Consider the following 24,734-nt stretch of genomic DNA (forward strand, 5'->3'; position numbering starts at 1 on the left):
TTATGCTCGTGGGCAAATCTGTAGCGCCCGCGCCCACGAGAATTTTTTAGTTCGTTATACTATTAGATAGAAGCTATGCGTTAATTCGATAGGAAGTAAGTAATGGCATTTGAAGAAAAAGCCGCACTAACAGCGGTTAAACCATTGACTGGTTTTGTTGAAGCTGCGTTTGGTCCTCGGATAAGAAAAGTCACTCAATGGGCAGAAAAAAAGGCACTTAAAGAGCAGTTAGAACCAGAAAAATTGGCTTCTACACTTGCTAATTATCTAGAAAGGTTGTCTGACAGAGTCTCAAAAATGTCCTGCATTTGTTTTCCTCAGGCTCAATTAGAAATTGCTCAAGCTTATGAACCATTGTTCCTACAAAATAATGTACAGAGAAATAATGATGTAAAGACAATTGAAGAGGTTATTCAAAACCTAGAGCAGTCATTTCTAATTATTGATAATGCGGGAATGGGGAAGAGTACATTTTCGAAGTATTTGGTACATAGAGTATTAGAGTCTACAGAATATATTCCGATTTTATTTGAATTGAGACGCTCTAAATCTGATATTGATTTGATTGAATGTATTGCTCAGGAATTGGATTTGCTTGGAAAAAATTTTTCTCGCGAACTGTTTTATGAGCTTATAAATGATGGCAAGTTCATACTAGTTTTGGACGGATTTGATGAGGTGGAAATTGACCGTCAAGAAGAAATCGCTGATCAAATAAAAACGATATCCGAAAAAGGGAAAGGAAATACGTTAGTCTTAACTTCAAGAAAGCAGGAGCTTATTCCTGAGGTTTTTGATTCGGATTCGTACCAATTTTCAAGTTTTACTGTCGAGCAGGCTAAAAGTTTGATTAACAGACTTGATGATTATTCTGGTGCAGATATAGGTACTCGTCTAATTAAAGAGTTTGATAGTGTTCCTAGTAAATTTTTAGAAAATCCACTGCTTGTTTCTTTACTATATACGACGTTTGGTGCGAACAATTCGATCGCAGATAGAATTAGTACGTTCTATAGAGAAGTATATGATGCCTTATTTAAAGGGCATGATTTAAAGAATAAAAACGGATTCAAGCGAGAGAAACTATCAAAGTTAGATATTGAACAGTTCAAAACACTACTTCGAGCATTGTGCTTTCAGATGGTAGCTAAAAGGAGAATGACGTTTTCATCAAGTAGTGATGCTATCGAACTTATTAACAAGGCAATAAGTATCTCTGGTACAATGCCTGAATCACCTAATGCATTTTTGCAAGATTTGCAAAACGCAGTTCCACTGTTATTGAAAGAGGGACACGAATATAAATTTCTTCATGCGACTATAGTTGAATTTTTTGCTGCTGAATATATTGTTTATGACAGTAATAATAGAGATCTCTTGCTAGAAAAAATGTTTGTAGGTCAAATGTCTCAATCATTTTCTAAGGTTTTTGAATTTGTTCATGATATATCACCTTCTTTATACGATAAGGTGATTACAAAGTCTTATGCCGATAAACTAGATTCAGAATCTATAGATTTATCTAGTACTGAGAGAGCGGTTATCTCTACCATAAGTCATCTGTATCATTTCAACTTTCTCCTATTGCCATTAAAAGAGTACTCTGTGGATGGTAAGACTCCAGATGGAGCTCGTATAGGAAATAAATTTCCAGAGTTTTACGAAGACGTATATATGTTCACGTGGAGAAAATTTGAATATGAAGGAGATGTTTATTTTCTTGTTCTTCTATCTGATAACTCGGCGTACAACATTCATCAATGTGCTTTGGAAAAATTATCAGTTGACTCTCCACACCATGGACTGCCTAAAGATTTCCAACAGATGGAATTCTCCAGCATTGTTGAATCTTTTGGTGAAGAGGTTTGGTACAAAGTAGATGAGACGACTTTAGATTCTATATGTAAGTTTCCTACTCTTATCGATTTTCTATCAGAACAGTGTCCAAGAGTTAACTATTCGAATCGAATTTTTTCAAGCAATAAAATTAAACTGTTCTTGGAAACATTAAAAACACAGTCAGAACTGGATAGTGAGTTGGAAGATTTATTTTAGAATGTAAAAAGGAGCCAGTTGACTCCTTAGTTTGTTTAGATTTTAAAGATTCTTATAGCAATTTGGAGCTATATCCTTGACGATTTTTCGCATCTTTAAGTTTTGACCTTCAATGGTTTTAATTGCAGCGCCATTTAACTCTGTGAGTTCTTCTTTAGAGAGCGAGTTGAGAAATTCTAATTGAAACATTGGAATTTTGTCTTTTGGGGGTGTAAGAGACGTGTTTGCATACAATTGAATTAGTTGCGCTGTAGCCAATTTGACTTCCACTAAGTGAGCATCAACATAGTCGATGTACAGTTGATTTGCGAAGGTTTGGTCTTGTTCAATTTTAACTATGGTTGTTTTGTGCTTTTTAGCCATTTTCGGGCTTAGCATATTCGTTGTATCTATTAAACAATCCATAAACTCAATTCGGCTCGCCGGCTTGGCGTTTTCAGAACTATTTAGGTCTGAATTTGCATATGCTTGGGTGCTGAAAACTGTGCAAGTTAAAAGAGCAATAATATGTTTTCTTAAAGTTATGTTAGTCATTCTCCAATATTCCTATCCGACCTCATAAAGCAGCATTGTACAATGATTTTGACTGCAACTTATTGTTTTACAGGTTTTCATTGTGTGAGTTATGTGGGAATAGCTGTGTAAATACTTACCGAAGCGTATTCAAATTGCCATGCCAAGAAAAGAAGGGCAGGTGTTGCCTTTTATTTTGATGAAAAGGGCCTAGCTTTTGGCTAGGCCCTTTCTTTATGGAAGAATTGCTCCCACCCTAACTTGCGGATTTGAAATCAATCGTTGTCAGAATACGCCATTTTCATTTTCGATGTCTCCACCACTAATCAGAGAGTACACGCGCATTGAAAAATCGAGGGCTTGAATTGAATCCCAGTGCTCGACGATTCGACCATCTTCGATACGCCACGTGTCAATAATGTTCATCCCTTTTTGATCGTTCCCTCGGTCTTCCTTGTTTAACGTGGCGTGAGAATGAAAGATGACAAAATTACCATCCGCGTATATATGCTTCACATCATAGGTGTAGTCTGGGTATTCCTCGACGAACTCGGCTAGAAAACCCACTAAGCCAGTGATCTTGTCTGGCAGATTGCGATTGTGTTGCACGTAAGCACTGTCGTTGTAGTTTTCGAGTACATAGCTAAAGTTATGATTGTTCATCAAGTTTTGTACAAAATCTGTAATCAATTTTGCGTTAGCTAGTTCTTGTTCCGTCCAAGTTGGTTTTTGCAAGCTTTGGAGATCAATGATCAACTTGTCTGATGCGTTTGCATGCATTGTGGTACTAAATAGCAAAAGAAATAATGAAACCATTGCTTTTAACATAGGGTGCTCCTGTTAATGGTATCTAGGTTAGGTATACGTTGTGCATTATAGTAATTAATAGTAACCTACATAACAAGAAGGTACTAAAAGGTGAGGAAGGCACTTTTAGGTAACCTATGAGCATTTATCATCGGAATAGTGGAGGGGAAGATGACCGACAACGTTCAATCACAACGCAGGGTGTTCTACAACAATGAGGAATGCGCGGTTCGCAATGTGGTTGCCCAAATTGGCGATAAATGGTCGCTACTTATTCTGTTTGCCCTTGTTGATGGAACAGAGCGATTTAACGCGCTGAAATCAAGAATCGAAGGGATATCGCAGCGAATGTTGACTCAGACACTGAGAGATCTGGAGCGCGAAGGTTACGTCACGAGAACCGTTTATCCTGAAGTGCCAGTAAAGGTGGAGTACTGTCTTACCGAGATGGGGCAAGATCTCGTAGAACCTTTGTATCAATTAGTTTGCTGGGCAGACGCTCATAGAGCGCAGATTGAACAGGCGCGTAAAACCTACGACGAGAAAAGCTGAGATAGTAGATACAAAGATAAATATTTATGTCACAAGTAGCCTAGCTATTTTAGCTAGGCTCTTTCGTACCTGTGAAGGCAAATTCTTATAGATGAGCGAGATCTTCGGCTTTTTGCTTGCGAGAGGAGTGCTGTTTTACTCCCTGTTTGACGAGTGAGATCAGCTCCTTCGCCTGCCAACTATTTACATCAGTCGAATACTGGCTCTGATTCATGCTAAATGCTTGCTCAGCTATCTTTTGTTTAAGTTGTTCATCTAGGTCTGGATTTTCATTAAGCCATGTTGTAAGCAAAAAGTTGGCTCTGACCTTATCATCCGCTTTCAATGCTGCTATTAACTGCTCGGTTGTTGAGTTGGCTAACTCGGGCTGAAGTAGTTGAGGTGTCAGTTTTCTACCTTTCAACCATAGCGTTAGTGTGACTAGCCAAAGCGTGGCGAACAGAGCGGTAAGGTAAGGCCAGAAACCCGCTTGATACTCAACGACGGTCTGAATGCTTTGCGCAGAAGAAACCGCTGGCTGGAGAGGTTCATTACTGAGCCCCGAAGCTGGTGCAACATCGAGCTGAAAACCTTGTAAATGTGCGGTTTGGGCAGATTTATTGTCGCTGTCCCACCAGTTAAGGTTAACCTCAGTGAGGTGTATGGTGCCTGGCCGCTGAGCAATGAGTACTTGTTTGATGGTCATGCGTGTTTTGCCATCGCCTAGGTCTTCAAATTGTGGCTTTTCTTGATACACGCGCAGTGACTCTGGGTAGTCAATTTTCAGCTCAGGAAAGCGCTCGCTTGCCAGACCTTGGATGTCCAAATTGATCTCACGCGTAATCGACTCACCAACTTGAGTTTTGTACGTGTTAGACGCAGTAATGTCATCGCCGCTCGAATCCGTCCATTGTTGGGTGAGATTGAGTGACGCGGCAGGAAGCCAGGCTCCTTGGTAATTATCTGGGATTGCCTCAACTACAATCTGGAATGTCTCCGCTGGTGTATCGGCAGACACCAACTTAGTTGTGCTGGTGCGGTTATCGCCATAAACCACGCTGCCTTTAAAGCCAATGCCATTTAATGTGAATTCACCAGCCGTATCTGCTGTGACTCGGTAACTTTGGTCAACCACTGTCACCTCTACACCTTCAAGCACACTTTGATACTGCTTAGGCTCGCCTAATGGAGTCAGAGAAACGCCATTGGCTTTCGGTGGGATAATGTTCGGGTTTTGTAATCTCCTTGGATCGGCTTTAACAATCAGTCGAGTGCTGAGAATTGCGCTCTCATTAGGGTAGAGTTGGGTTTTACTGAGCTTGCTTTGCACCTCAATTAAATCAGAGGCCTTGGGCTCATTGGTATCCATCGCAACTTGAATCGCAATTGGCTGAGAAGATGCGCCGTCAATGCTAAACACAGGGATCGTCGCAACTCCCAAGCGTTGCGCGGCAAGTGTGATGTTCCATTCGCTGCGAGTTGAACGATCGCCATTGATGATATTGATTGAACTACCAAAACTTGGTCGACCGACGTAAAAATCGCTGTCGAGAACGCTAAGATCGAGCGCATCGGATGACACTTTCTTATCGACCACAATACGCAGTTGGAAGACTTCATTTTTGACCACTTTATTTTTACTCACGGTCGCCATCACGCTAGTGGCGAAGGCAAAGGGGCTGGTCAGTGTTAACAATAGGGCCAATAGGCTCGCAATATACACAGGGTATTGTTTTTTCATCACCATTTCTTACCTGTATCTTGTGGCGGTTGCTTTTGCTGTGCTTGAAGAATCATTTGCGCCCTCAATAAGCGGCTAGGATCGCGTGCACTTTCTACCTGTTGTAGTTTGCGCAGCTCAGGTTCAATGTTTTGTTGATTGTTTGACTCGTTGAGCTGACCGTCAGACAAGGGTGCTGATTCGGACCGCTGCTGTGCGACCTCAGAGTTAGATGCGTTGTCTGGCTGTGTTTGGTCGTTTTCAGAAGCAGGTTGTTGCGTATCTTTTTCTCTGGGCTGACTTTGTTGTTGCCCCGTTTGAGGCTGATCTTGCTGTTGGTTTGCTGATGATTGCTCTTCATCGCCTTGCTTGTTGTTTGGTGACTCTTGCCCTTGTTCAGATCCATTTTGTGATTGACTCTGATCTGCCCCAGAATCATCCTGTTGCTGTTGCTGTTGCTGTTGCTGTTGCTGTTGCTGTTGCTGTTGCTGTTGCTGCTGAGCTTGGCGCACAACGTCAAGGTTATGTCGTGCATCCTGATGATCGGGTTGTTGCTTGAGTATCGACTGGTATAGCTGAGCGGCTTGATCCAGTTGGCCATTTTGTGCGTAGGCATTGGCAAGGTTGTAGCGCCCATCGAGTGTTTGAATTTCTTTTAATGACTCAATCGCGCTGCTAAAGTCCTGATCGTGATATTGCGCCAGTCCTTTCCACTGCTTATCGGTAAACAGCTGCGCCGCTTTATCATACTCTTGGCTTTCGAAATACCTCATTGCTTGTTGATCTTCGGTTAGCCAAGGGCTCGCTTGAGCGGGGTGATTTAGTGACAGGGGAATCATTACTAACATCGCACTAAAAAACAGTCCACGACGGAACATCAATAGTGCAGGGACCAGCAACAGAGGTAGCAGCCAATAACCTTGGTTAATCTGCTCAGTGATGGACTGACCGTTGTTAAGTTTCTCTGCTGAATCAAGCTGAGAAGTGAGCTGGCTAATGCGCTCAACATCACTGCTTGTGACTTGAATAGGTACAAAGTAACCGCCGACTGACGAGGCGAGTTCTTTCATATTGTCGAAGTTTGATTTAGCGATGACGGGTTGCCTATTATCTTTGGTCATCAGCGAGCCGTCACTGAGTTGGATCGGCGCACCTGAGCGCGAGCCAAGACCTAAGATGCTTAGCCGCCAAGATGTGCCACTTAACTCGTTTTCGATATCATGGCGTTCACTGTCGTCTATGTCATCGGCAATTAGGACAATATCACCTTTGGCAAGACCAATGTTGGTCATCATTTCTATCGCCAGTTTTACCCCAGCAGCTGCATTAGCGCCCGGATAAGGCATCAGCTCAGGCGATAAGTTCGGTACTAGATTTGCGATGGTTTGTGAGTCCGACGTCATTGGGCTAATTCGATAGGCATCACCCGCGTATGCGACTAATCCTGTCGTACCGTCTTGCCAGTTGGCGAGCAAATCTGCAACCTTATATTTGGCTTGGGTAAGTCGATTGGGTTTCACGTCAGTGGCATACATCGACATCGACATATCCATCACCACAACACGTGCGCTGGCATTTGAAAAGCTTGGGACGTCTTGTTTGCTAAAGCTCGGCCCGGCTAGTGCCGTAATAGAAACCAAGCCACTGATTGCAATCACACTCAATGCTTTCCTACTTAGTTGTGTCGCTTGAATGCCCATCGCTTGAGCTAAATGTGGTGCGATCAGCGTTTGGCGACGATCACGCCGTGAAAGCCAATAGATAAGTCCAGCCCAAGGCACAAGCGCGAGTAACCACATCGGGTAGAGGAAAAGAAAGCTAGACATGATTCCTCCTTAAAATAAGTAGCAAGATAAAAGCCAGCAAAGCGATAGTAAGCGGCAGTCCGAACCATTCGCTCTGAGGTCGCCAAGTCTGTGTGGCATTGGATACCGGCTCTAAACTGTTGATGGTGTCGTAGATGGTGGCGAGTTCGTTGGCATTGCGGGCACGAAAGTACTGACCTCCTGTGACGCTAGCGATCTCCATCAGCGTCTTCTCATCGAGATCTTGAGCGGTATTGACTTTACGCGTCATAAAGAACTCTTTGACCATCATTTCTCCGGCTCCGACACCAATGGTGTAGATGGTCGCGTGGTATTTTTTTGCGATGTTGGCCGCTTCGATCGGATCAAGTACACCCGAGTTATTACTGCCATCGCTGAGTAGTACCATGACGCGTTGAGGTGCGTCGCTGTCGATAAAGGTTTTGGTCGCCAAGCCTATGCCTTCACCCAGTGCGGTTTTGTCACCAATCAGCTTTAAAACCAAAGAATTAACTTGCTCAGAAATGGTGTTTCTATCAAGGGTCAATGGTGTTTGTAGATAGGCGTGATCGGCAAATAGCACCAGCCCAAGACGGTCGCCTTGTCGCCGCTGAGCAAAATCACTCACTACCTTTTTGACTGCAGTTAGGCGGTCAACATAGCCTTGTTGCTCATCGTTCATATCCTCTTGACTCATCGAGTAAGACAGATCGAGCACGAGCATCAAGTCGCGATGTTTCGGCGAGCTTGTCACCGGTTCACCATACCAAACTGGTCTAGCGACAGCGGTAACAAGAGCCAGCCATATAAAGGTACAAAGTAGCTTAGCAAGGGTATTGCTGGGAGCTTTACTGCCTTGAGATTCAGGCAAGTAAGGTAAGTGAATTGCTGCCGCCGATTTCTTCGGCGGCGCAAAAAAGTAGATCAACAGCGAGATGGGCAACAGGAACACTGCCCACCACCAAACGAAGCTAATATTAGCCACGTGTTTTGCTCCTTCTTTTTTTCGGTGGCAATGCTTGATTTATCCATTCGCTACAGTCTTGGATCAGGGCCTGTGCATTAGGTATTGGCTGTTTGCTGTACAAAGCTTGTTGCCAAAGTTCATAGTTTTCACTAAAGCGAGGGCTGGATAGCTGACTATCCAAAAATACATACCACTCTTTACCCGTCAGTTGGGCGATTTGTTCGCGCGGGAAATAACACAGCGCCGCTTGTCTGACGAGCTCGATCGCCTCGGAGGGTTTTTGATCGAGAGCGAGTAAGCGCAGAGCGGTTTTTTTCGGCGCTAATCTTTTTTTGTTCCAGCGTAAAAGGAGCCAAGTGGTGAGCAAAAGTGCTAGTAAGCCGCCAATCAGTGCCCACCAACCCCAAGCGAGCGGTAACCACGCTGGTGGCTCAGGTAAATGCATTGGGTTCAAAGGTAAAAGTGAAGTTTGAGTCTCTGAGCTCATAATGAAAATCCATGTAATTGTTGAGTCAAGGCAGCGCCGCTAGAGAGCGATGAAAAACTAACCCCCATCCTTAAGGCCATGTTTTGAAGTTGAGTTTGCTGCTGCTTGAACGCCTGTTCAATACCAAGACGCGTTTTATTAGAAGAAAAATCCAGCCAACGGGTTTGCTGATGGTTGGTGACTTGCTCTGTTCCGCGAAAGGCGGTGTGTCCCTGCTCTAGAGGGTCGCTGATTTGAATCATTCGAACTCGATTGTGCTGACTAAGGCGACTGAGTTTAGACTCATGAGCGCTGGAGAAGCGAGAAAAATCGCTCAGGAGAATAATGTCACTCCCTTTTGGACAAACGCGAGCCAGCGCTTGCAATGCATGATTTACGTCATAACTAAGTTCAGATTGCGAAGAGAGCTGTTGTTTGTGCAGATTAACCAAAGATTGAAGTAACGCCAGTGCCCCTTTATTACGTGATGTTGGTTTGAGCTCAATCAGTTGATTCCCAGTATCGATAACAGCACCGATCCGGTCTTGCTGCGCGACACTTAGCCAAGCGAGCAAGCTCGCCATGTGCGCCATTTGCACCGACTTTAGCATTAACGTAGAACCAAACAGCATCGATTGCGAGAGATCGAGATAGAGCACGATCGGCTTTTCTCGTTCTTCACTGAATAACTTAGTGTGTGGCTTGCCAGTGCGAGCTGTGACGCGCCAGTCAATTGAGCGAATATCATCGCCTGCCTGATACTGGCGAACCTCGCTAAAATCCATACCTCGACCAAGTTGACGGCTTTGATGCTGGCCCAGCATCTGTGACCATAAACTCTTGGCAGGGGGTAACCATTTTATGCATTGCTGTTTGTAATCGAGCAGTTCCTCAAGGGTTAGGTTGACTCCGTCACTGTATGGAGGCAATGTGTTTTCCATCCCTTTTTACCTAGGCACTGCCGACTAAAGATAACAGTTTGCTGATCACTTGATTTGGATGAATGCCTTCCGCTTGCGCTTGATAGCTGAGCAGAAGGCGGTGACGCAATACCGGGAACACCATCGCTTGAACATCTTCAGGTGAGACGAAATCGCGACCATTTAACCAAGCATGAGCACGAGCACAGCGATCAAGCGCTATGGTTGCACGCGGGCTGACCCCCATCTCTAGCCATTGCTGGAGCGTATCGTCGTATTTCGCTGGCTCACGGGTCGCCATCACTAAACGAATAATGTACTGCTCGATAGATTCAGCCATATGAATGTCTAACACTGACTGACGTGCAGCAAAAATATCAGCTTGCGACAAAGTCGGTGGTGTGAAGCCGTTCTCTCCCTTGGCTTCGCCTCTATTTAAGCGCAGAATTTCAAGTTCACTCGTGGCGTCAGGATATTTCACATCTAGGTGAATCAAAAAGCGATCCAGTTGCGCTTCAGGTAAAGGGTAAGTGCCTTCTTGCTCGATGGGGTTCTGCGTTGCCATCACGAGAAACAATTCGGGTAATTTGTAGGTGTTTCGCCCTGCGGTGATTTGTTTTTCAGCCATTGCTTCTAACATGGCAGCTTGTACTTTGGCCGGGGCACGGTTAATTTCGTCGGCTAAGATAAGTGAGTTAAAAATCGGCCCAGCCTGAAAAGTAAACTCTCCGGTTTCAGGACGAAAAATGTCGGTGCCCGTTAAATCTGCGGGTAGCAAATCTGGTGTAAATTGGATGCGGTGAAAATCACCTTCAATACAATCAGCCAATGATTTGACTGCGCGAGTTTTAGCAAGCCCTGGTGGACCTTCGACCAAAATATGTCCGTCGGCAAGGAGTGCAACGAGCAGCTGATTCACCAGTTCGCTCTGACCAATGATTTGGCTGTTTAGATATTCGCGCAGTTGTTGTAGAGCGTGTGAATTCATGATCTTATTTCTCCCATTTTTCACTTAGTAGCTCGCAAACGAAAAAAGTTCCACTCACAATAAAAGAGCAACTTAGAGTGATGAAATTATCACCACTTTGACATTTGGCGGGTGCTGAACAAGTGCAACTATTTCAGGTAGTTAAAATATGGGGACTAAAATCGCAAATCCAACTTGGTAAATTTGAATTCTTGCGGCAAAAGGTCTTTGTTTATAGAGGTAACTTAGAAGATATTTATCTGATGATTGATTAGTAAAGAAAATTGTCATTAAGTCGATATATTAGTCTGATTGTATGTGTCGACACCTAAACTGGCACACTAAAACTATTCCATGTGTCAGGGATCAAACATATAAACATTAATCGCTTCTTAAGGCTGGTAAAATGAAATTAAACTCAATAAGCATAAAACAGAAAGTGGTCGCGGGGATCACCTTTGCTGTTTTAGCCTCAACGATTATCGTCGGAGTCATGGCACAGCGCCAAGCAAGAGTGGTGCTGGAACATAGGTTGATTGATATCGAGCTTCCTTCGATGCTCGAACAGATCAGTAGCCAAATTGATACCGAAGTTAGCCAGTTATTGCTCGCAGCAGAGCAACTTGCCAACAATGAATTTGTTAAACAAGCTATCAATACAACCAGTATTTCTCCTGATGTCGAAGCAAAATTAGTAAAGCAACTGAACAATTTACGCTCGCAATATAAGCTTAATGATGCTTCTGTAGCTAACCGAGATACCGCTTACTATTGGAACCAGAATGGTTTTTTGCGTCAATTAAACCAACAGCAAGATGGCTGGTTCTTTGGCTTTAAGCAATCAGGACATGCAAAGTCAGTCAGCATCTTCCAAGAAGCCACCGGTGAAGTGAAAATGTTTACTAACTACCAGGTGCTTGATGGTATGTCGATGTCTGGTTTATCTAAATCGATGGATGACATGGTCGCGCTGCTGAATGGATTTAAAATTGAAGACACTGGCTTTGTTTTTCTTGCCGATTCGGCAGGTAAGGTGCAAATTCATCGCGATAGCAGTAAAGCGAAATCAACTATAAGCCAACTGTTTGGTGGCGACTCCTCTTCATTGTTAGATAAATCTGGCTTCAATCTAATTGAAACGGAATATCAAGGTGAGCACGTGTTTGTTGCCAGTACTTATGTGGCTGCGATGGACTGGTTTGTTGTTGGTGTGGTACCTGTCGCTGAAGTATTTGCCGACCTAAATGCCGTTGCCCATCAAATGATGTTAACCACAATCGTGGTTGCTGGTCTGTTTATCTTCATGGGCATATTCCTTGCCAACAGTATTGCGCGTCCGATTCGTGAAATATCAGCCCGCTTTGCCGATCTAGGTAAGGGCGATGGCGATCTCTCTCAGCGCATTGAAATTAAAGGCAGCGATGAAATAGGTCAGCTATCGGAAGGTTTCAACGGCTTTATTGAGAAAATCCACGACTCGATGAAAGAAGTGGCTTCTACCAGCCATGCGTTGCAATCCGCTGCTGATGGGGTATCCAGTAAAGCCAATACGACTCACGACAACAGCCAGATTCAACGCGATCAAACTATTCAAGTGGTGACGGCAATCAATCAGATGGGAGCCACCATCAGTGAAATAGCCAGTAATGCGGCGACGGCGGCGGAGACGGCGAATCAGGCGTCAGATAATACCGAAGTTGGGCAAAACGTTGTCAATCAGGCCAAAGATGCGATTAGCCGTTTGGCGCTCGATATTGAGAATACAGGGCAAGTGGTCGAGCAACTGGCTTCTACCACCCAAGAAATTGGTTCAATTCTCGATGTGATCCGTGATATTTCAGAGCAAACGAATTTACTGGCGTTAAACGCGGCAATAGAAGCGGCTCGTGCGGGTGAGCAAGGCCGTGGTTTTGCTGTCGTGGCAGACGAAGTGCGCAATTTAGCAAGTCGCACTGCAGACTCGACAGAAGAGATCCAGAAGATGATTAATCAACTTCAAAGTGATGCTAAAGATGCGGTTTCAGCAATGGAAGCGGGCAAGAGTGTGACAGGTGAAGGGGTGTCAGCATCGGACGAAGCGGTAGATGTGTTGGTCAGTATTTCTGAGCGAATTCATGACATTTCAGACCGCAATACCCAAGTTGCCACAGCGACAGAAGAACAGTCGACCGTGGTTCACACCATCAACCAGAATATTGAAGAGATCAATGCGATAAATGAGGTGACCACAAGTACAGCAGAAGAGCTCGCCGCAGCAAGTGCTGAGCTTAAGGAGCTGTCTGCTCGTTTGGACACTATGGTAGGTAGCTTCAAGCTGTAAAGTCTTTACGATACTGGAATAACTGGGTCTAAGTGGGTAAACTTAGACTCAGTTTTTATTTATGGGGTAAGTGAGATCATGAGTGATTTCGAAAAAGATCTAGAGCAGATGTCGCAAGAGATGAGCAATGAGCCAGAAGTGGCACTGCCGTCAATTGAAGAGCAAAAAGCCATCGCTGCCGAGTTGAAACAGTTAGAAGCAGAAGGCAAACTAACGCCAGAAGTGCTTGAGCAGTATTTTGGTAAGTTCTACGCCAAATCGGATGCACCTGTTCATTAAGGTTCAACAGACCCAAAGTGTTTAAGCCGCAGTATGCGGCTTTTTTAATGCCCACTCATATAGGAATAGCCATGTTTATTCTCTATCGATTAATTAAACTCGCGATTATCTGCGTTGTGTTTTTCACCCTCTATGACTTGATCGCGTTTGGTGAAATTGCTTGGCTAGGACGATTAATAACTTCGCTTGGTTTATAGCAACGCGGCAGAAATGAATCGTTATGACGGCGTGTAACGTTCGGGCTTTAGTAGAAGAATTAGTCGTTATTCTAAGAAAACGCAATTAAGCACTATAAACCATTATGTATCTGAAAATAAGGCAATAAAAATAGTCTTTTACTCATGTTGAACAATGTAAATTAATTGTTTAATACATGAGCGGAGTGATGTGTTGATCAGTGTTTGAATTGCATAATTATTCTGTGTATTGTCGTTTTAATTGAGGTTTATTGGCTAGTTAATCAATAAATAGTGGTTTTTTATTCCCTAATGAGGTATAAGAAATCTTTAACAAACGATAAAGGAATATCTATGAAAAAGTTGCTTTGCGCTGCTGCATTGTCTGTCGCTGTCTCTACTCCTGCTCTTGCGGACCCAATTTTAGATGACATCAAAAACAGCGGTGAGCTAAAAGTTTGTTTTGATTCTGGCTACATGCCTTTTGAAATGACGGCAAAAAATGGTCAATACATAGGTTTTGATATTGATCTCGGCAAGCAAATGGCACGCGCGATTGGCGTGAAGTATGTGCCAGTTAATACAGCATGGGATGGCATTATTCCTACACTGCTAACAGGCAAGTGTCATATGATCATGGGCGGTATGACTATTACCCCAATGCGTAATATTCAAGTTAACTTCGCTGACCCGTACGTCATCATTGGTCAGTCTATTCTGCTTAACCCTAAACATGACGGTAAGGTTCAAAACTACCGTGATCTCAATAGTGAAGAGTTCGTTGTCGCAACGAAATTGGGCACAACAGGTGAGCAAGCAATTAAGCGTTACCTGCCAAAAGCGAAAGTTAATCTATACGAAACACAGTCTGAAGCGGTGCTTGAAGTCGCTAACGGTAAAGTGGACGCGTTTATCTATGATTTACCTTTCAACGCTATTTACAACGCCGAGAACAAAGGTCAGCTCGTTCACCTTGCTGAACCATTCACTTATGAGCCATTAGGTTGGGCGGTTCCGCAAGGTAACCCAGATACACTTAACTTCCTCAATGGTTATCTGCGTCAGATCAAGGGTGACGGCACTTATGATCGCATCTACGACAAGTGGTTCAACGACGACAAATGGTTAACGCAAGTTAAATAATCGTCCCCACCATTTAGGCTAATGTGAACGGGTTTCAGGCGATATGCTGAAACCCGTTATGTGACGCCTCATTTTGCGTTTCGTACTAAATCTCACCCAATTATACCCTCGGAATAACATGCAAAATAATCTTAAATCCCTGTTTTGGAACGCAGTTTTTGTTCTTGTATTGGTTTCAATTGGCGGTCTGGTTTATCTATCAGGCAAGCGAATCGATTACAACTGGAACTGGGAACGTGTCGTTCCGTATATTGCCTCCAACGCGGCTGCTTCTATTACAGCCCCTGAAGATGGCAATATCGTTTTGACCAAAAACAATCACCTTGCTTTAGAAAACCTAAGCGGAGAAGTGATTGTAGACTTGAGCGGTTATGACACGATTCAAGTGTATCAAGGAGACCTGATCTTCGAAGGCGATACATTGGCTTACCAGGAAGAGTGGCGAATCGGCCCTATCTTAGAGGGGGTCATTGTTACTATCAAAATTTCGCTTTGGTCGCTGATGATTGCTCTTGCTCTAGGGCTTATTATCGGTTTAATGCGGATATCGAGTAATCCGGCGTTAAAGAAGTTGTCGATTGTTTACATTGAGATCATCCGTGGCACGCCGTTACTGGTTCAAATTTTCATCGTTTACTTCTTCATTGGCACTGTATTGGACTTAGAACGTTTTACTGCAGGTGTGATTGCGCTGTCGGTATTTACCGCGGCTTACGTGGCAGAAATCGTCCGATCTGGCATTCAATCGATTCCAAAAGGCCAAATGGAAGCGGCGCGTTCTTTGGGTATGAGTTACCCTAAAGCAATGATTTACGTTATTTTACCGCAAGCATTTAAGCAAACGTTGCCACCGCTTGCAGGTCAGTTTATCAACTTAATTAAAGACTCTTCACTGGTTTCGGTTATCTCGATTACGGATTTGACCAAAGCAGGTAGAGAAGTCGTGAGTGGTAGTTTTGCGCCATTTGAAGTGTGGTTTACCGTTGCAGCACTCTACTTGATTTTGACCAGTGGACTCTCTTGGGCAATCCAGACCTTAGAAAAGAAACTTGCAGCCAGTGATTAAGTAGGAAGAGATCATGGAACATATTATTCAGGCCGAAAAGGTCAATAAAATCTACCCAAATGGCTGTCACGCGTTGAAAGACGTTACTGTCAATGTCGATAAAGGAGAGGTGATCGTGATTGTTGGGCCTTCTGGCTCAGGTAAGTCGACCTTTCTGCGCACCATCAATCAGTTAGAAACAATCAACAGTGGTTCTATCATTGTTGATGGCATCGACATGTACGCCAAGTCAACCGACATAAATAAATTGCGCGCCGATGTGGGCATGGTATTCCAAGGCTTTAACCTATTTCCGCATAAAACGGCGCTGGGCAATGTGATGTTGGCACCGCTCAAAGTATCAAAACGTGACACTAAGGAAATTGAACTGGAAGCCAAAGACTTACTCTACAAAGTGGGTCTGGCGGAAAGAATGGACAATTACCCGAATCATCTTTCCGGCGGTCAGCAGCAGCGCGTGGCGATTGCGCGTGCGTTAGCCATGAAACCTAACATTATGCTGTTCGATGAGCCGACGTCAGCACTCGATCCAGAAATGGTGGGAGAGGTGCTGGATGTAATGAAAGATCTTGCCAAAGAAGGCATGACGATGGTTGTGGTGACACATGAGATGGGTTTTGCCAAAGAAGTGGCGGATCGCGTTTTGTTTATGGAAGATGGTGAGTTGCTCGTATCGGACACGCCAGAGCGATTTTTTGACAATCCTACCAATCCAAGATTAAAGCAGTTCTTATCCAAAGTTCTGTAACTTAAGGGTAGGCTTGGCTCGAAACTGCCAACCAATATAAAATACAAAACCCCGCCAGCGGCTAACGTTGGCGGGGTTTTTGTTTATTAGCTCAGTTTATTTTACTTCACTGTCCACTGAATCTCTTCACCCGCACGGATTGGTACAACAACGTCACCACCAAAAGGCATGGTTTCCGCGACTGGCCATGATGACTTGGTCAAAGTGACCGTGTCTTGGTTACGTGGGATACCATAAAAGTCTGGGCCGTTGTGGCTAGCAAAGGCTTCAAGATTCTCTAGCTTACCTTCTTGTTCAAACACTTCAGCATACAATTCTAGCGCTGCGTGTGCTGTGTACGAACCCGCGCAGCCGCAAGCGGCTTCTTTCATGCCTTTGGCATGTGGTGCTGAGTCTGTACCTAAGAAGAACTTCTTACTACCGCTTGTCGCCGCTTCAATTAGCGCTTGCTGGTGGGTGCTGCGCTTTAAGATTGGTAGGCAGTAGAAATGTGGTTTAATGCCACCAACTAGCATGTGGTTGCGGTTGTAGAGCAAGTGGTGGGCAGTAATCGTCGCAGCCACGTTGTCGTTGGCATTGCTAACGAAAGAGGCGGCATCAGCAGTCGTGATGTGCTCAAGTACAATTTTCAAATTCGGGAAATCGTTGACAATCGGCGCTAAGACTGTGTCTAAAAACTCTTTCTCACGGTCAAAAATATCGACAGCATGATGCGTCACTTCGCCGTGAACCAGCAGCAACATGCCCACTTCCTGCATGGTTTCAAGAACGTGATAAATGTTCTTTGCCGAGGTGACACCAGAATCTGAGTTGGTGGTTGCTCCTGCAGGGTAAAGCTTAGCTGCAACCACTGCGCCTGACTCTTTAGCTTTGCGAATCTCTTCAGAAGTCGTGTTGTCAGTGAGGTAAAGCGCCATTAGTGGTTCAAACTGCTCACTCGGCTTTTGAGCCATAATGCGTTCGCGGTAGGCCAGCGCCATTTCTGTGTTGGTAATCGGTGGGACAGTGTTCGGCATAATTAGCGCGCGTCCGTTGTAGCGGCTAATATCTCGCACGGTATCCTGTAGAACGTCGCCATCGCGTAGATGAACATGCCAGTCGTCAGGACGTGTGATCGTAAGTGTTGTCATTGTAGCTCCCACCGTATTGAAGTTTGTCTGATTGGAGCCTAAACGGAGCGAAAACTGAGAAAGCAAACGCTTACGCTTAGGCGACAGGATGATAGAGCAATCAGCTCCGTATTTCATCCCCTTTTTTAGTGGGCGACTTTAAAGTCTGTGTGAAAGTACTAACGAACGGTAAGCCACAGTGCGTGAATTGAACCCGGGACAAAGAAAAAAATCGTTAAAACAAGGTTGATGATGAAATCCTTGCCGATGCCTTTGTCCAAAAAGACCGCAACGGGTGGAAGAAAAATACATAAGAGGATCATGATAAATTTGTTCATGGTGCAAGTGACTCCTGTATAGATAAGATGAGTTTCAGCATTGAGACCCAGACCTTGGCTCAGCGACAGCTATTTGCTTCCCATTTCTCTGCTTCAGTGTTGCGCAAATTAGTGAATCAAATCAAACGAGTGTTAGTATATTACCAAGATTATAACTCGAACTTAGGATACGCAATGTCAGCGCCGTTTCTCTCTCAAATTAATGTTTATCCCGTTAAATCTCTCGCTGGAATCTCTTTGTCTTCAGCTTGGGTTGAACAACAAGGTTTAATGTTCGATCGCCGCTTTATGCTCGCGCTTTCTGATGGCTCTATGGTGACCGCGCGAAAATACCCGCAAATGGTGACGGTGAAAACCAGCCTGACTGCAGACGGTGTTATTTTCACGGCCCAAGGATATCAATCGTTAAGAGTGCGTTACTCGCAATTTAAAATGCAACAGGCACCTGCTCAGGTTTGGAACGACAATTTTGTTGCGTACACCACTACCGATGAGGCAGATGACTGGTTTAGTGAGGTGTTGGGGCAGAGGGTAGAACTGCTGTATTGCGGTGAGCAATCCAATCGCGTGCGAGAAAAACTTGGTCACAACGTCAGTTTCGCCGATGGCTATCCGCTACTTATTATTAGTGAGGCTTCGCTGGCAGAGTTAAATCGCCGCAGCCCTGAATATCACTCTATGGATCAATTTCGCACCAACCTTGTTGTATCGGGAACTGAAGCTTTTGCGGAAGATGGTTGGAAGCGTATTCGGATCGGAGAGGTTGAGTTCGAGGCAGTAAAACCGTGTGAACGTTGTATTTTAACCACAGTAGATGTTGAAAAAGGACAATTTAGACCCAGTAAAGAGCCGCTTAACACCCTGTCACAGTTTCGCGCCAATGAGCGTGGTGGCGTCTTTTTTGGCCAGAACCTAGTGGCTAAAAATGAAGGTGTGATTGAGCATGGAGCGACAATCGAGGTGCTGGAGTATAAAGAGAAGGAATTCTACCCAGACAATAGCCCAGAGCAGTTGCTGATGACATGCGTTGAACGTGAGGAAATTGCGCGTGATTTCGTCACGTTCTGGCTTGAGCCGCAACATGGCGACGTGCCAGTTTATCAACCTGGTCAACACCTGCCGATTTCAGTCGAAATCGACGGTGAAAATGTTGCTCGTCGTTATACTTTATCTTCTAGCCCGTCCAGACCTGGGCGTTTGGCGATCTCCGTAAAGCGCATTGATGGTGGCCGTGTGTCAAATTGGCTCAATGACAATCTCAGTATTGGTGACACGCTAACTTGTGAACAACCAGACGGTAGCTTCCACTTGGGTGAGAAGCACAGTTCACCATTATTACTGCTCTCGGCAGGCAGCGGCGTCACACCTATGTTGTCGATGCTTCGCTACCTAGCTGATCACGATAAAGTCGATGATGTGGTGTTTTATCACCAATGTAGCGCTATCGAAGATATACCTTGCAAAGCTGAGTTGGATGAGTTGCGACGTAAACATGCGGGCCTAACGGTGCTGTTTTCTCTTTCACAACCTTCAAGCGACTGGTTCGGTTTAAAAGGGCGTTTAACTCTGGCGCACTTAAAGCAAGTTCGTGATGTTGAACAGAGACAAGTATTTGTATGTGGCCCGGATGGTTTTATGCAAAAAGCGAAAAACTTACTGCTTAAAAAAGGTCTGCCGGAAGAAAACTACCACCAAGAAGCGTTTGGTGTCAGTCAAACGTCTCAGCAGCCGCTTAAAGAGTTGAATTTGAGCGTCAACGGTTATGTGTTTAAAGGCAATAACCAAAAAACCTTACTTGAGCAAGCTGAGGATGCGGGCGTGCCGATTGCCAACAGTTGCCGAGCTGGTTTATGCGGCGCATGTAAAGTCAATGTAGAATCGGGGCAAGTACATCAGCCGGATGTGCCGGCTCTTCAAGATCATGAGCGTAATATGGGCATCGCACTCGCGTGCTGCTGTATTCCAGAAACGGATGTTGAAGTCGTTAACTAAGCATTATTGTCGCAATATTCAGCCCTTATTCAGGGCTGAATTTATTGTAGAACACTCTGGTTTCTTCCTAAATGCTTGGCTTTATACAAGGCGCCATCTGCGCGGCGGTACAAATCGAGACACTCTTGATCATCTGGCGATAGCTGTGTGACGCCACAACTTAACGAAAATGGGTCACTGGATAAATTAAGCGGAGAATTGAGAAACTGATAGCGAATTCGCTCCGCAATTTCTAACGCATGCACTCCACTCATGTTATCCAACACAATCAAAAACTCTTCACCTCCGATACGCCCACAGTGATCATTGTCGGTTAGATTGTCATTAATGGTTTTGGCAAGTTCTATCAGCACATTATCTCCAAAGTCATGTCCAAATGTGTCGTTGACTTGTTTGAAATGGTCTATGTCAATGATGATACAAGATAGGTGGGAGTGATCTTGTTGAGAACGCTGATAGGCCGAGTCGAAACATTGCCAGATCTTGCGACGATTATAGAGCTTGGTCAGTTCGTCGGTATAGGCTTGCAGGGCGAGTTGCTCTCTCATCTCTACCATGTCTGTGATATCGGTAGAAACACCAATCAGGCCAATGACTTGCTTTGTGGTTGAGTGAAAAATCGGTTTTTTTATCGCGCGATAGATGCGCACTTTGCCATCTGGGATAGCTTGAGTTCGCTCTTCGTTAATGACAGTTTGACCAGAGGTGAACACCATTTCGTCGCTTTTGAGAATATCTTCTAATAGCTCAGGTTGGAAAAAACTGTGGTCAGTTTTGCCCTTTAAACTTTGGAGAGTTGTATCGAACAGCTCTAAGGTCAGTTGATTGGCGTACAGGTATTCACCTTGGCGATTCTTTACGAAAACGTAAGAGCCAATCTCATTCAGTACGACTTCATGCAAAGTAAAATTGTCGTGACTGTATATCTCATCAATATGTTCTAATTCGATCATTTGACCTCCGGCTGAATCGAGGTCTAGCCATTTATGACGTGTAATAAATATAATTTTTATAGTGTAGACTTGTTATCTAATGGCAAGATATGCAAGTTATCTTATACAAACATATAACGATTTTGTGCAACTTACCTATACCTGTTTAACATTTTCCAATCTTTTTCCAACCTGACGCTTCAATTTTAGCTGAGAAAGCACTACACCAGAGACAACCAATAGCCCGCCTGCGATGTGATAATCGTGGATGGTCTCGCCTAGTAAGCTTGATGCCAAGGCAATCGAGACCACGGGCATAAGGTTCATAAACATGGCACTTGAGTCTGCACCGATCAAATCGATCGCTTTTACCCACATCCAAGGGGCGGCAATAGACGCCGCGAGCCCAGCATAGGCGATTAACGGCAGTGCGTGTTGAGTTGGGATTAGAGCGTCACTGGTCAGCCAAAGAGGCGTTAACATGATCAGCGCAAGCAAGCCCTGCATGTAAACCATGGTCCAGTTGGATAAGGGCATTTTCCAGCGCTTGAGCAATACGCAATAAGCAGCGTAGCACACAGAAGCAATCACCATGATGCCATCCCCTGGGGTGATATCTTGTTGGAAAAAGAACCCGACATCGCCTTTGCCAAGCATAAAAGTGAGCCCAAACAAGGCAATGACGCCACCAACAATACTCAGTAGTGAAATTGGCTTTGATAAAATAGGTACGCTGATAAAGATAGCGATAAGGGGAACCAAGGAGGTAATCAGCGCCATGTTTGACGCGCTGGTCGTTAATCCGGCGTAGTACGATAGGGACTGGTTTAAGACCATACCAAGCAAAGCCAGAAACGTCAGCTTAGCCAAATGGGGGCGTATGGTAGACCAACGTGCTATCACCTTAGGTAGACAGAAAGGGGTGAGCACAACGACGGCAAGGAACCAGCGATAAAAACTCATGGCGCTAGGTTCAATGGTGCTAGCGGCCATCTTGTTTACGATAGCGTTGCCGCCCCAGATAAAAACAGTAAACAGAGGTAGTAAGTAGACCATGTGCGTGCCATCGTATCATTATCGGTAGAAGATAGTCTGACAGGTCTATATAATTATATATATCTGTAAAACGACATTGTGAGTCATAGGAAGACAAGTTTGAGAAAGCCAGCGAAACATCTTCATCCTTCTTTATCATTTGAGACGGCACCATCCGATGTGTTTATGAATTTCGAGGCGTTTCTCTCCAATACTGAAACCCGAATGCACAGCCATCCTTGGGGGCAGGTGCAACTGATCAGTGGTGGTATTTTAGAGATGGAAGCCGAAGGCACACGGTTTCTAGCGCCACCGCATCTGGCGATATGGGTGCCTGCTGGCGTTCGACACACGAGTTTTAACCGTAAACCACTCTCATATTGCTCGCTCAATATTGCTCAAGCGTATACCAAGAATTTTCCTGACCGTACCAGTCTTATTAAGGTCACACCCATAGTGTCAGCCATTGTTGATGATTTTCGTCAGCGAAGCGTTAATGTTGCCCAAACCGAGCAGGACAAACGTCTTGTCCAGGTACTGCTTGACCAAATAGCCACCCGTGATACCCAACATCATTTCTTGCCTTCAACGGATAACAAATACTTAGCGAAGATTTTGGCCGCGGTGGAGGAAAACCCGATTGATAACACCAGTTTGTCAGTGTGGGCAGAGCGCGTACATACGACCGAGCGTACACTTGCAAGGCACTGTCAGGCCGAGTTGGGGATGAGTTTTACTGAATGGAGATTGAGAGTTCGTTACCTATATTCAATGGAGCTATTGCGTAAAGGACACTCGGTTAAAGAAGTCGCCCTGACATTAGGTTACAACCAGGCAAGTCCATTCATTGCGATGTTCAAAAAATACTCCGGGCAAACCCCGGAGCAATATAAAAGCCGCTTACTTTAGCTGGGTAAGAACATAGTTTAAACCGCCAACAATCGCCGCGACTTGCGCGTCATTGCACTCTTGGTCGGTTACTTTTGGACTGTCAGGGTACACTTCAGTGGTGGTGCCAAACGTGCAATTGGTGACGCCGCCGCACAGTCCTAGCTTGACCATCGGGTAGTTGATTACACCATGCTGTACAACCGGCGAGCCGATAATCTCGCCTTTTTCATCAGCAGGGGCGATGTGAGTCACTTTACTGACAGACTCAATCACGGCTGCCTGAAACTCTGGTTGAGGGTTTTCGCTATCACCGACAGTGTAAAACCCGTCAGGAATCATACCTTCGATGTACTCAATGCCATCGCGGGCTGCAAGCGCTGGGCGGAACTCGGATTCATCGGTGTCTGTGGTTTCGTGCAAATCGATGTGGACTAACACGTCGCGTCCGATTGATGCGACTAATTTAATGAGGTTAGCGGATTCTTCGGCAGGTGAGTTGGCGTAAAAAGAGCGGTTTGGATCCAAGGCGAGCGGGTTCCAGCGGTTAATGGTCTCGTAACCCCAAGGACTGACACATGGTGCAATCACGAGGTTGAAGTGCTCGCTATATTTTTCCATCTCTTCAGCGGCAAATTGCAGTGCGCCGTGTACTCCACTGGTCTCGTAACCATGTACGCCACCTGTGATTAACACCACAGGTTTTGTTGGTTGCCAGCTTTTCGATTTAATACAAAAAAGCGGAAATCGCTGTGGGTCGTATGACAATGCGCCATATTGCTCAACGTCAAATCGTTGCTCAAGGGCTTTTATTTTGGGTACAACTTCGTGCTGATATTCACGCTTGATCGTCGTTTGTTCACGCCAAGCGGTTCGCTCAGAATCACCCCATTTTTGTCCTGGGGTACCAATTGGATAAGTGTAAGAACTGCGCATTACCTTGCCTTTATCGTTATCTATACAAAACGTCAGTCAGGATAGTGTGACTATTTGGGCGGCGCAAATACTATCACGCAAAAACGTAAAGATTGACCAAGGGCTGACAAGGTAATGGTATGTGGATTTCGCTATTCTGAAGTTTCGGTTTGGCTAATTTGTTTGATGGCAGAGATCAAAAGTTCAGTCGTTTGCGCACCAGAAATCAAATGTTTGCGATTGATGATAATGGCAGGCACCGCATTGATCCCTGCTTCAAGCCATTGCTGCTCTGTTGATGCAACCGCGTCAGCCCAACTGGAATCATTGAGTACACTGGCGACAACATCGCTATCCAATCCCATCTTTGTGGCACATTCAATTAAAACGTCGACATCACTGATATCTTTACCTTGAGTAAAGTAAGTGTGGAACAGTGCTAGTTCTAGATCGAACTGCTTCCCTTCGCTTTGAGCCCACATCAGAAGCTGATGAGCTTTACGAGTGTTGTAAATTCGGGTGTTATCATTGAAGTTGAATTCAAAACCAACTTCTTTGCCGAGGTTAGTTAAGGTTTCGCGTGCCGCAATGCTTGCTTCAGTCGTGGTACCGTATTTTTCCGCCAAGTGTTCACGCAGATTTTGCCCTTCGCTGCCCATCGCAGGGTTTAGTTCGAAAGGATGCCATTGGATATCTGCTTCCACTTCAGCCTCCAACGTGGTTAGGGCACGCTCCAAGCGTTTATAGCCGATAATGCACCACGGGCAAACAACGTCGGAAACAATATCAATTCGAATCTTCTTCATCTTTCCATCCTCGTAGCGTCTTTAACAAGTATAGCGGCGTCAATGCCCAGATCTTACTAAATACTTCATTATTTCTGCAATCTACGCCCAACCACTACTACGGCAAAAACTGCACTAAGGGGGAACAGTTTAGCTTGATTGCTTTGCTAGGATAAGCAACAGTTATCAATATCGATATTCAAATGATTGGGATTGGACGCTCAAATCGCATTAAAACCAGTGATGTTATTTACTTG

General features: G+C 44.8%; 23 protein-coding genes. 9 read left to right on the plus strand and 14 right to left on the minus strand.

Annotated elements, in window-relative coordinates; all coding sequences use genetic code 11:
• Nucleotides 1-102 precede the first annotated feature (102 nt).
• On the plus strand, nt 103-2,055 hold the full coding sequence (locus tag TW81_RS03265) for an NACHT domain-containing protein (RefSeq protein ID WP_045954304.1): 1,953 nt from the start codon (nt 103-105) through the stop codon (nt 2,053-2,055).
• A 42-nt stretch (nt 2,056-2,097) separates the two neighbouring features.
• On the opposite strand, the gene TW81_RS03270 is transcribed toward TW81_RS03265, so the two are convergent.
• Both TW81_RS03270 and TW81_RS03275 read right to left on the minus strand, forming a co-directional pair.
• Entirely contained in the window at nt 2,098-2,589 is a 492-nt protein-coding gene (locus TW81_RS03270) for a hypothetical protein (protein WP_045954305.1), read from the minus strand.
• A 264-nt stretch (nt 2,590-2,853) separates the two neighbouring features.
• Nucleotides 2,854-3,396: a nuclear transport factor 2 family protein gene (locus TW81_RS03275; protein WP_045954306.1), complete on the minus strand. Its 543-nt coding sequence runs from the start codon at nt 3,394-3,396 to the stop codon at nt 2,854-2,856.
• A gap of 150 nt (nt 3,397-3,546) precedes the next feature.
• Between TW81_RS03275 and TW81_RS03280 the strand changes: the two genes are divergently transcribed.
• Nucleotides 3,547-3,927 carry a winged helix-turn-helix transcriptional regulator gene (locus TW81_RS03280; protein WP_045954307.1) on the plus strand — a complete coding sequence of 127 codons (381 nt, stop codon included), beginning with the start codon at nt 3,547-3,549 and terminating at the stop codon, nt 3,925-3,927.
• Between the two features lie 85 nt (nt 3,928-4,012).
• Here TW81_RS03280 and TW81_RS03285 read toward each other — a convergent pair whose 3' ends face one another.
• The 6 genes from TW81_RS03285 to TW81_RS03310 are packed head-to-tail and all read right to left on the minus strand — an operon-like array spanning nt 4,013 to nt 10,772.
• The gene (locus tag TW81_RS03285) at nt 4,013-5,647 is read right to left on the minus strand and encodes a BatD family protein (protein WP_052706133.1); all 1,635 of its coding nucleotides are present in this window, start codon (nt 5,645-5,647) and stop codon (nt 4,013-4,015) included.
• On the minus strand, nt 5,647-7,452 hold the full coding sequence (locus TW81_RS03290) for a vWA domain-containing protein (RefSeq protein ID WP_045954309.1): 1,806 nt from the start codon (nt 7,450-7,452) through the stop codon (nt 5,647-5,649). The genes TW81_RS03285 and TW81_RS03290 overlap by 1 nt, the downstream gene beginning before the upstream one ends.
• On the minus strand, nt 7,445-8,416 hold the full coding sequence (locus TW81_RS03295; RefSeq protein ID WP_045954310.1) for a vWA domain-containing protein: 972 nt from the start codon (nt 8,414-8,416) through the stop codon (nt 7,445-7,447). The genes TW81_RS03290 and TW81_RS03295 overlap by 8 nt, the downstream gene beginning before the upstream one ends.
• Nucleotides 8,409-8,885 carry a DUF4381 domain-containing protein gene (locus TW81_RS03300; protein WP_045954311.1) on the minus strand — a complete coding sequence of 159 codons (477 nt, stop codon included), beginning with the start codon at nt 8,883-8,885 and terminating at the stop codon, nt 8,409-8,411. The genes TW81_RS03295 and TW81_RS03300 overlap by 8 nt, the downstream gene beginning before the upstream one ends.
• A complete protein-coding gene (locus tag TW81_RS03305; RefSeq protein WP_045954312.1) occupies nt 8,882-9,805 on the minus strand; it encodes a DUF58 domain-containing protein in 924 nt (307 codons plus the stop codon). Before TW81_RS03305 ends, TW81_RS03300 begins: the two co-directional genes overlap by 4 nt.
• Nucleotides 9,806-9,815: 10 nt before the next feature.
• Entirely contained in the window at nt 9,816-10,772 is a 957-nt protein-coding gene (locus TW81_RS03310; protein ID WP_045954313.1) for an AAA family ATPase, read from the minus strand.
• Between the two features lie 385 nt (nt 10,773-11,157).
• On the opposite strand from TW81_RS03310, the gene TW81_RS03315 reads away from it, so the two are divergent.
• The 5 genes from TW81_RS03315 (at nt 11,158) to TW81_RS03340 (ending at nt 16,483) form a co-directional block, all read left to right on the plus strand.
• The gene (locus TW81_RS03315) at nt 11,158-13,071 is read left to right on the plus strand and encodes a methyl-accepting chemotaxis protein (protein ID WP_045954314.1); all 1,914 of its coding nucleotides are present in this window, start codon (nt 11,158-11,160) and stop codon (nt 13,069-13,071) included.
• A gap of 78 nt (nt 13,072-13,149) precedes the next feature.
• Nucleotides 13,150-13,350 (plus strand): restriction endonuclease subunit S domain-containing protein, encoded by a 201-nt coding sequence (locus tag TW81_RS03320; RefSeq protein ID WP_045954315.1) that lies wholly within the window; start codon nt 13,150-13,152, stop codon nt 13,348-13,350.
• A 530-nt stretch (nt 13,351-13,880) separates the two neighbouring features.
• Entirely contained in the window at nt 13,881-14,669 is a 789-nt protein-coding gene (locus tag TW81_RS03330; protein ID WP_045954317.1) for a transporter substrate-binding domain-containing protein, read from the plus strand.
• A 118-nt stretch (nt 14,670-14,787) separates the two neighbouring features.
• Nucleotides 14,788-15,735: an amino acid ABC transporter permease gene (locus TW81_RS03335; protein WP_045954318.1), complete on the plus strand. Its 948-nt coding sequence runs from the start codon at nt 14,788-14,790 to the stop codon at nt 15,733-15,735.
• Nucleotides 15,736-15,748: 13 nt separating this feature from the next.
• Nucleotides 15,749-16,483 carry an amino acid ABC transporter ATP-binding protein gene (locus tag TW81_RS03340; protein WP_204243976.1) on the plus strand — a complete coding sequence of 245 codons (735 nt, stop codon included), beginning with the start codon at nt 15,749-15,751 and terminating at the stop codon, nt 16,481-16,483.
• Nucleotides 16,484-16,584: 101 nt separating this feature from the next.
• On the opposite strand, the gene pyrC is transcribed toward TW81_RS03340, so the two are convergent.
• Entirely contained in the window at nt 16,585-17,613 is a 1,029-nt protein-coding gene (gene pyrC, locus TW81_RS03345) for a dihydroorotase (protein ID WP_045954319.1), read from the minus strand.
• 158 nt (nt 17,614-17,771) lie between these two features.
• Nucleotides 17,772-17,930, minus strand: a complete 159-nt coding sequence (locus tag TW81_RS18920; protein WP_045954320.1) for a YqaE/Pmp3 family membrane protein — start codon at nt 17,928-17,930, stop codon at nt 17,772-17,774.
• A 174-nt stretch (nt 17,931-18,104) separates the two neighbouring features.
• Here TW81_RS18920 and TW81_RS03355 point away from each other — a divergent pair, with 174 nt between their 5' ends.
• The gene (locus tag TW81_RS03355; RefSeq protein ID WP_045954434.1) at nt 18,105-19,922 is read left to right on the plus strand and encodes a hybrid-cluster NAD(P)-dependent oxidoreductase; all 1,818 of its coding nucleotides are present in this window, start codon (nt 18,105-18,107) and stop codon (nt 19,920-19,922) included.
• Between the two features lie 41 nt (nt 19,923-19,963).
• Here the strand turns inward: TW81_RS03355 and TW81_RS03360 are convergent, their stop codons facing one another.
• Entirely contained in the window at nt 19,964-20,875 is a 912-nt protein-coding gene (locus TW81_RS03360) for a sensor domain-containing diguanylate cyclase (protein ID WP_045954321.1), read from the minus strand.
• 135 nt (nt 20,876-21,010) lie between these two features.
• Nucleotides 21,011-21,910 carry a DMT family transporter gene (locus TW81_RS03365; protein ID WP_045954322.1) on the minus strand — a complete coding sequence of 300 codons (900 nt, stop codon included), beginning with the start codon at nt 21,908-21,910 and terminating at the stop codon, nt 21,011-21,013.
• A gap of 165 nt (nt 21,911-22,075) precedes the next feature.
• Here TW81_RS03365 and TW81_RS03370 point away from each other — a divergent pair, with 165 nt between their 5' ends.
• Nucleotides 22,076-22,798 (plus strand): AraC family transcriptional regulator, encoded by a 723-nt coding sequence (locus tag TW81_RS03370; RefSeq protein ID WP_420835055.1) that lies wholly within the window; start codon nt 22,076-22,078, stop codon nt 22,796-22,798.
• On the opposite strand, the gene TW81_RS03375 is transcribed toward TW81_RS03370, so the two are convergent.
• Together TW81_RS03375 and TW81_RS03380 are read right to left on the minus strand one after the other, a co-directional pair.
• Entirely contained in the window at nt 22,790-23,713 is a 924-nt protein-coding gene (locus tag TW81_RS03375; protein WP_045954324.1) for a M14 family metallopeptidase, read from the minus strand. The two genes, TW81_RS03370 and TW81_RS03375, sit on opposite strands and share 9 nt — an antisense overlap.
• A 131-nt stretch (nt 23,714-23,844) precedes the next feature.
• A complete protein-coding gene (locus TW81_RS03380; protein WP_045954325.1) occupies nt 23,845-24,498 on the minus strand; it encodes a DsbA family oxidoreductase in 654 nt (217 codons plus the stop codon).
• Nucleotides 24,499-24,734: the final 236 nt, after the last annotated feature.

It is taken from the genome of Vibrio galatheae (assembly GCF_000967545.1).
Lineage (GTDB): Bacteria > Pseudomonadota > Gammaproteobacteria > Enterobacterales > Vibrionaceae > Vibrio > Vibrio galatheae.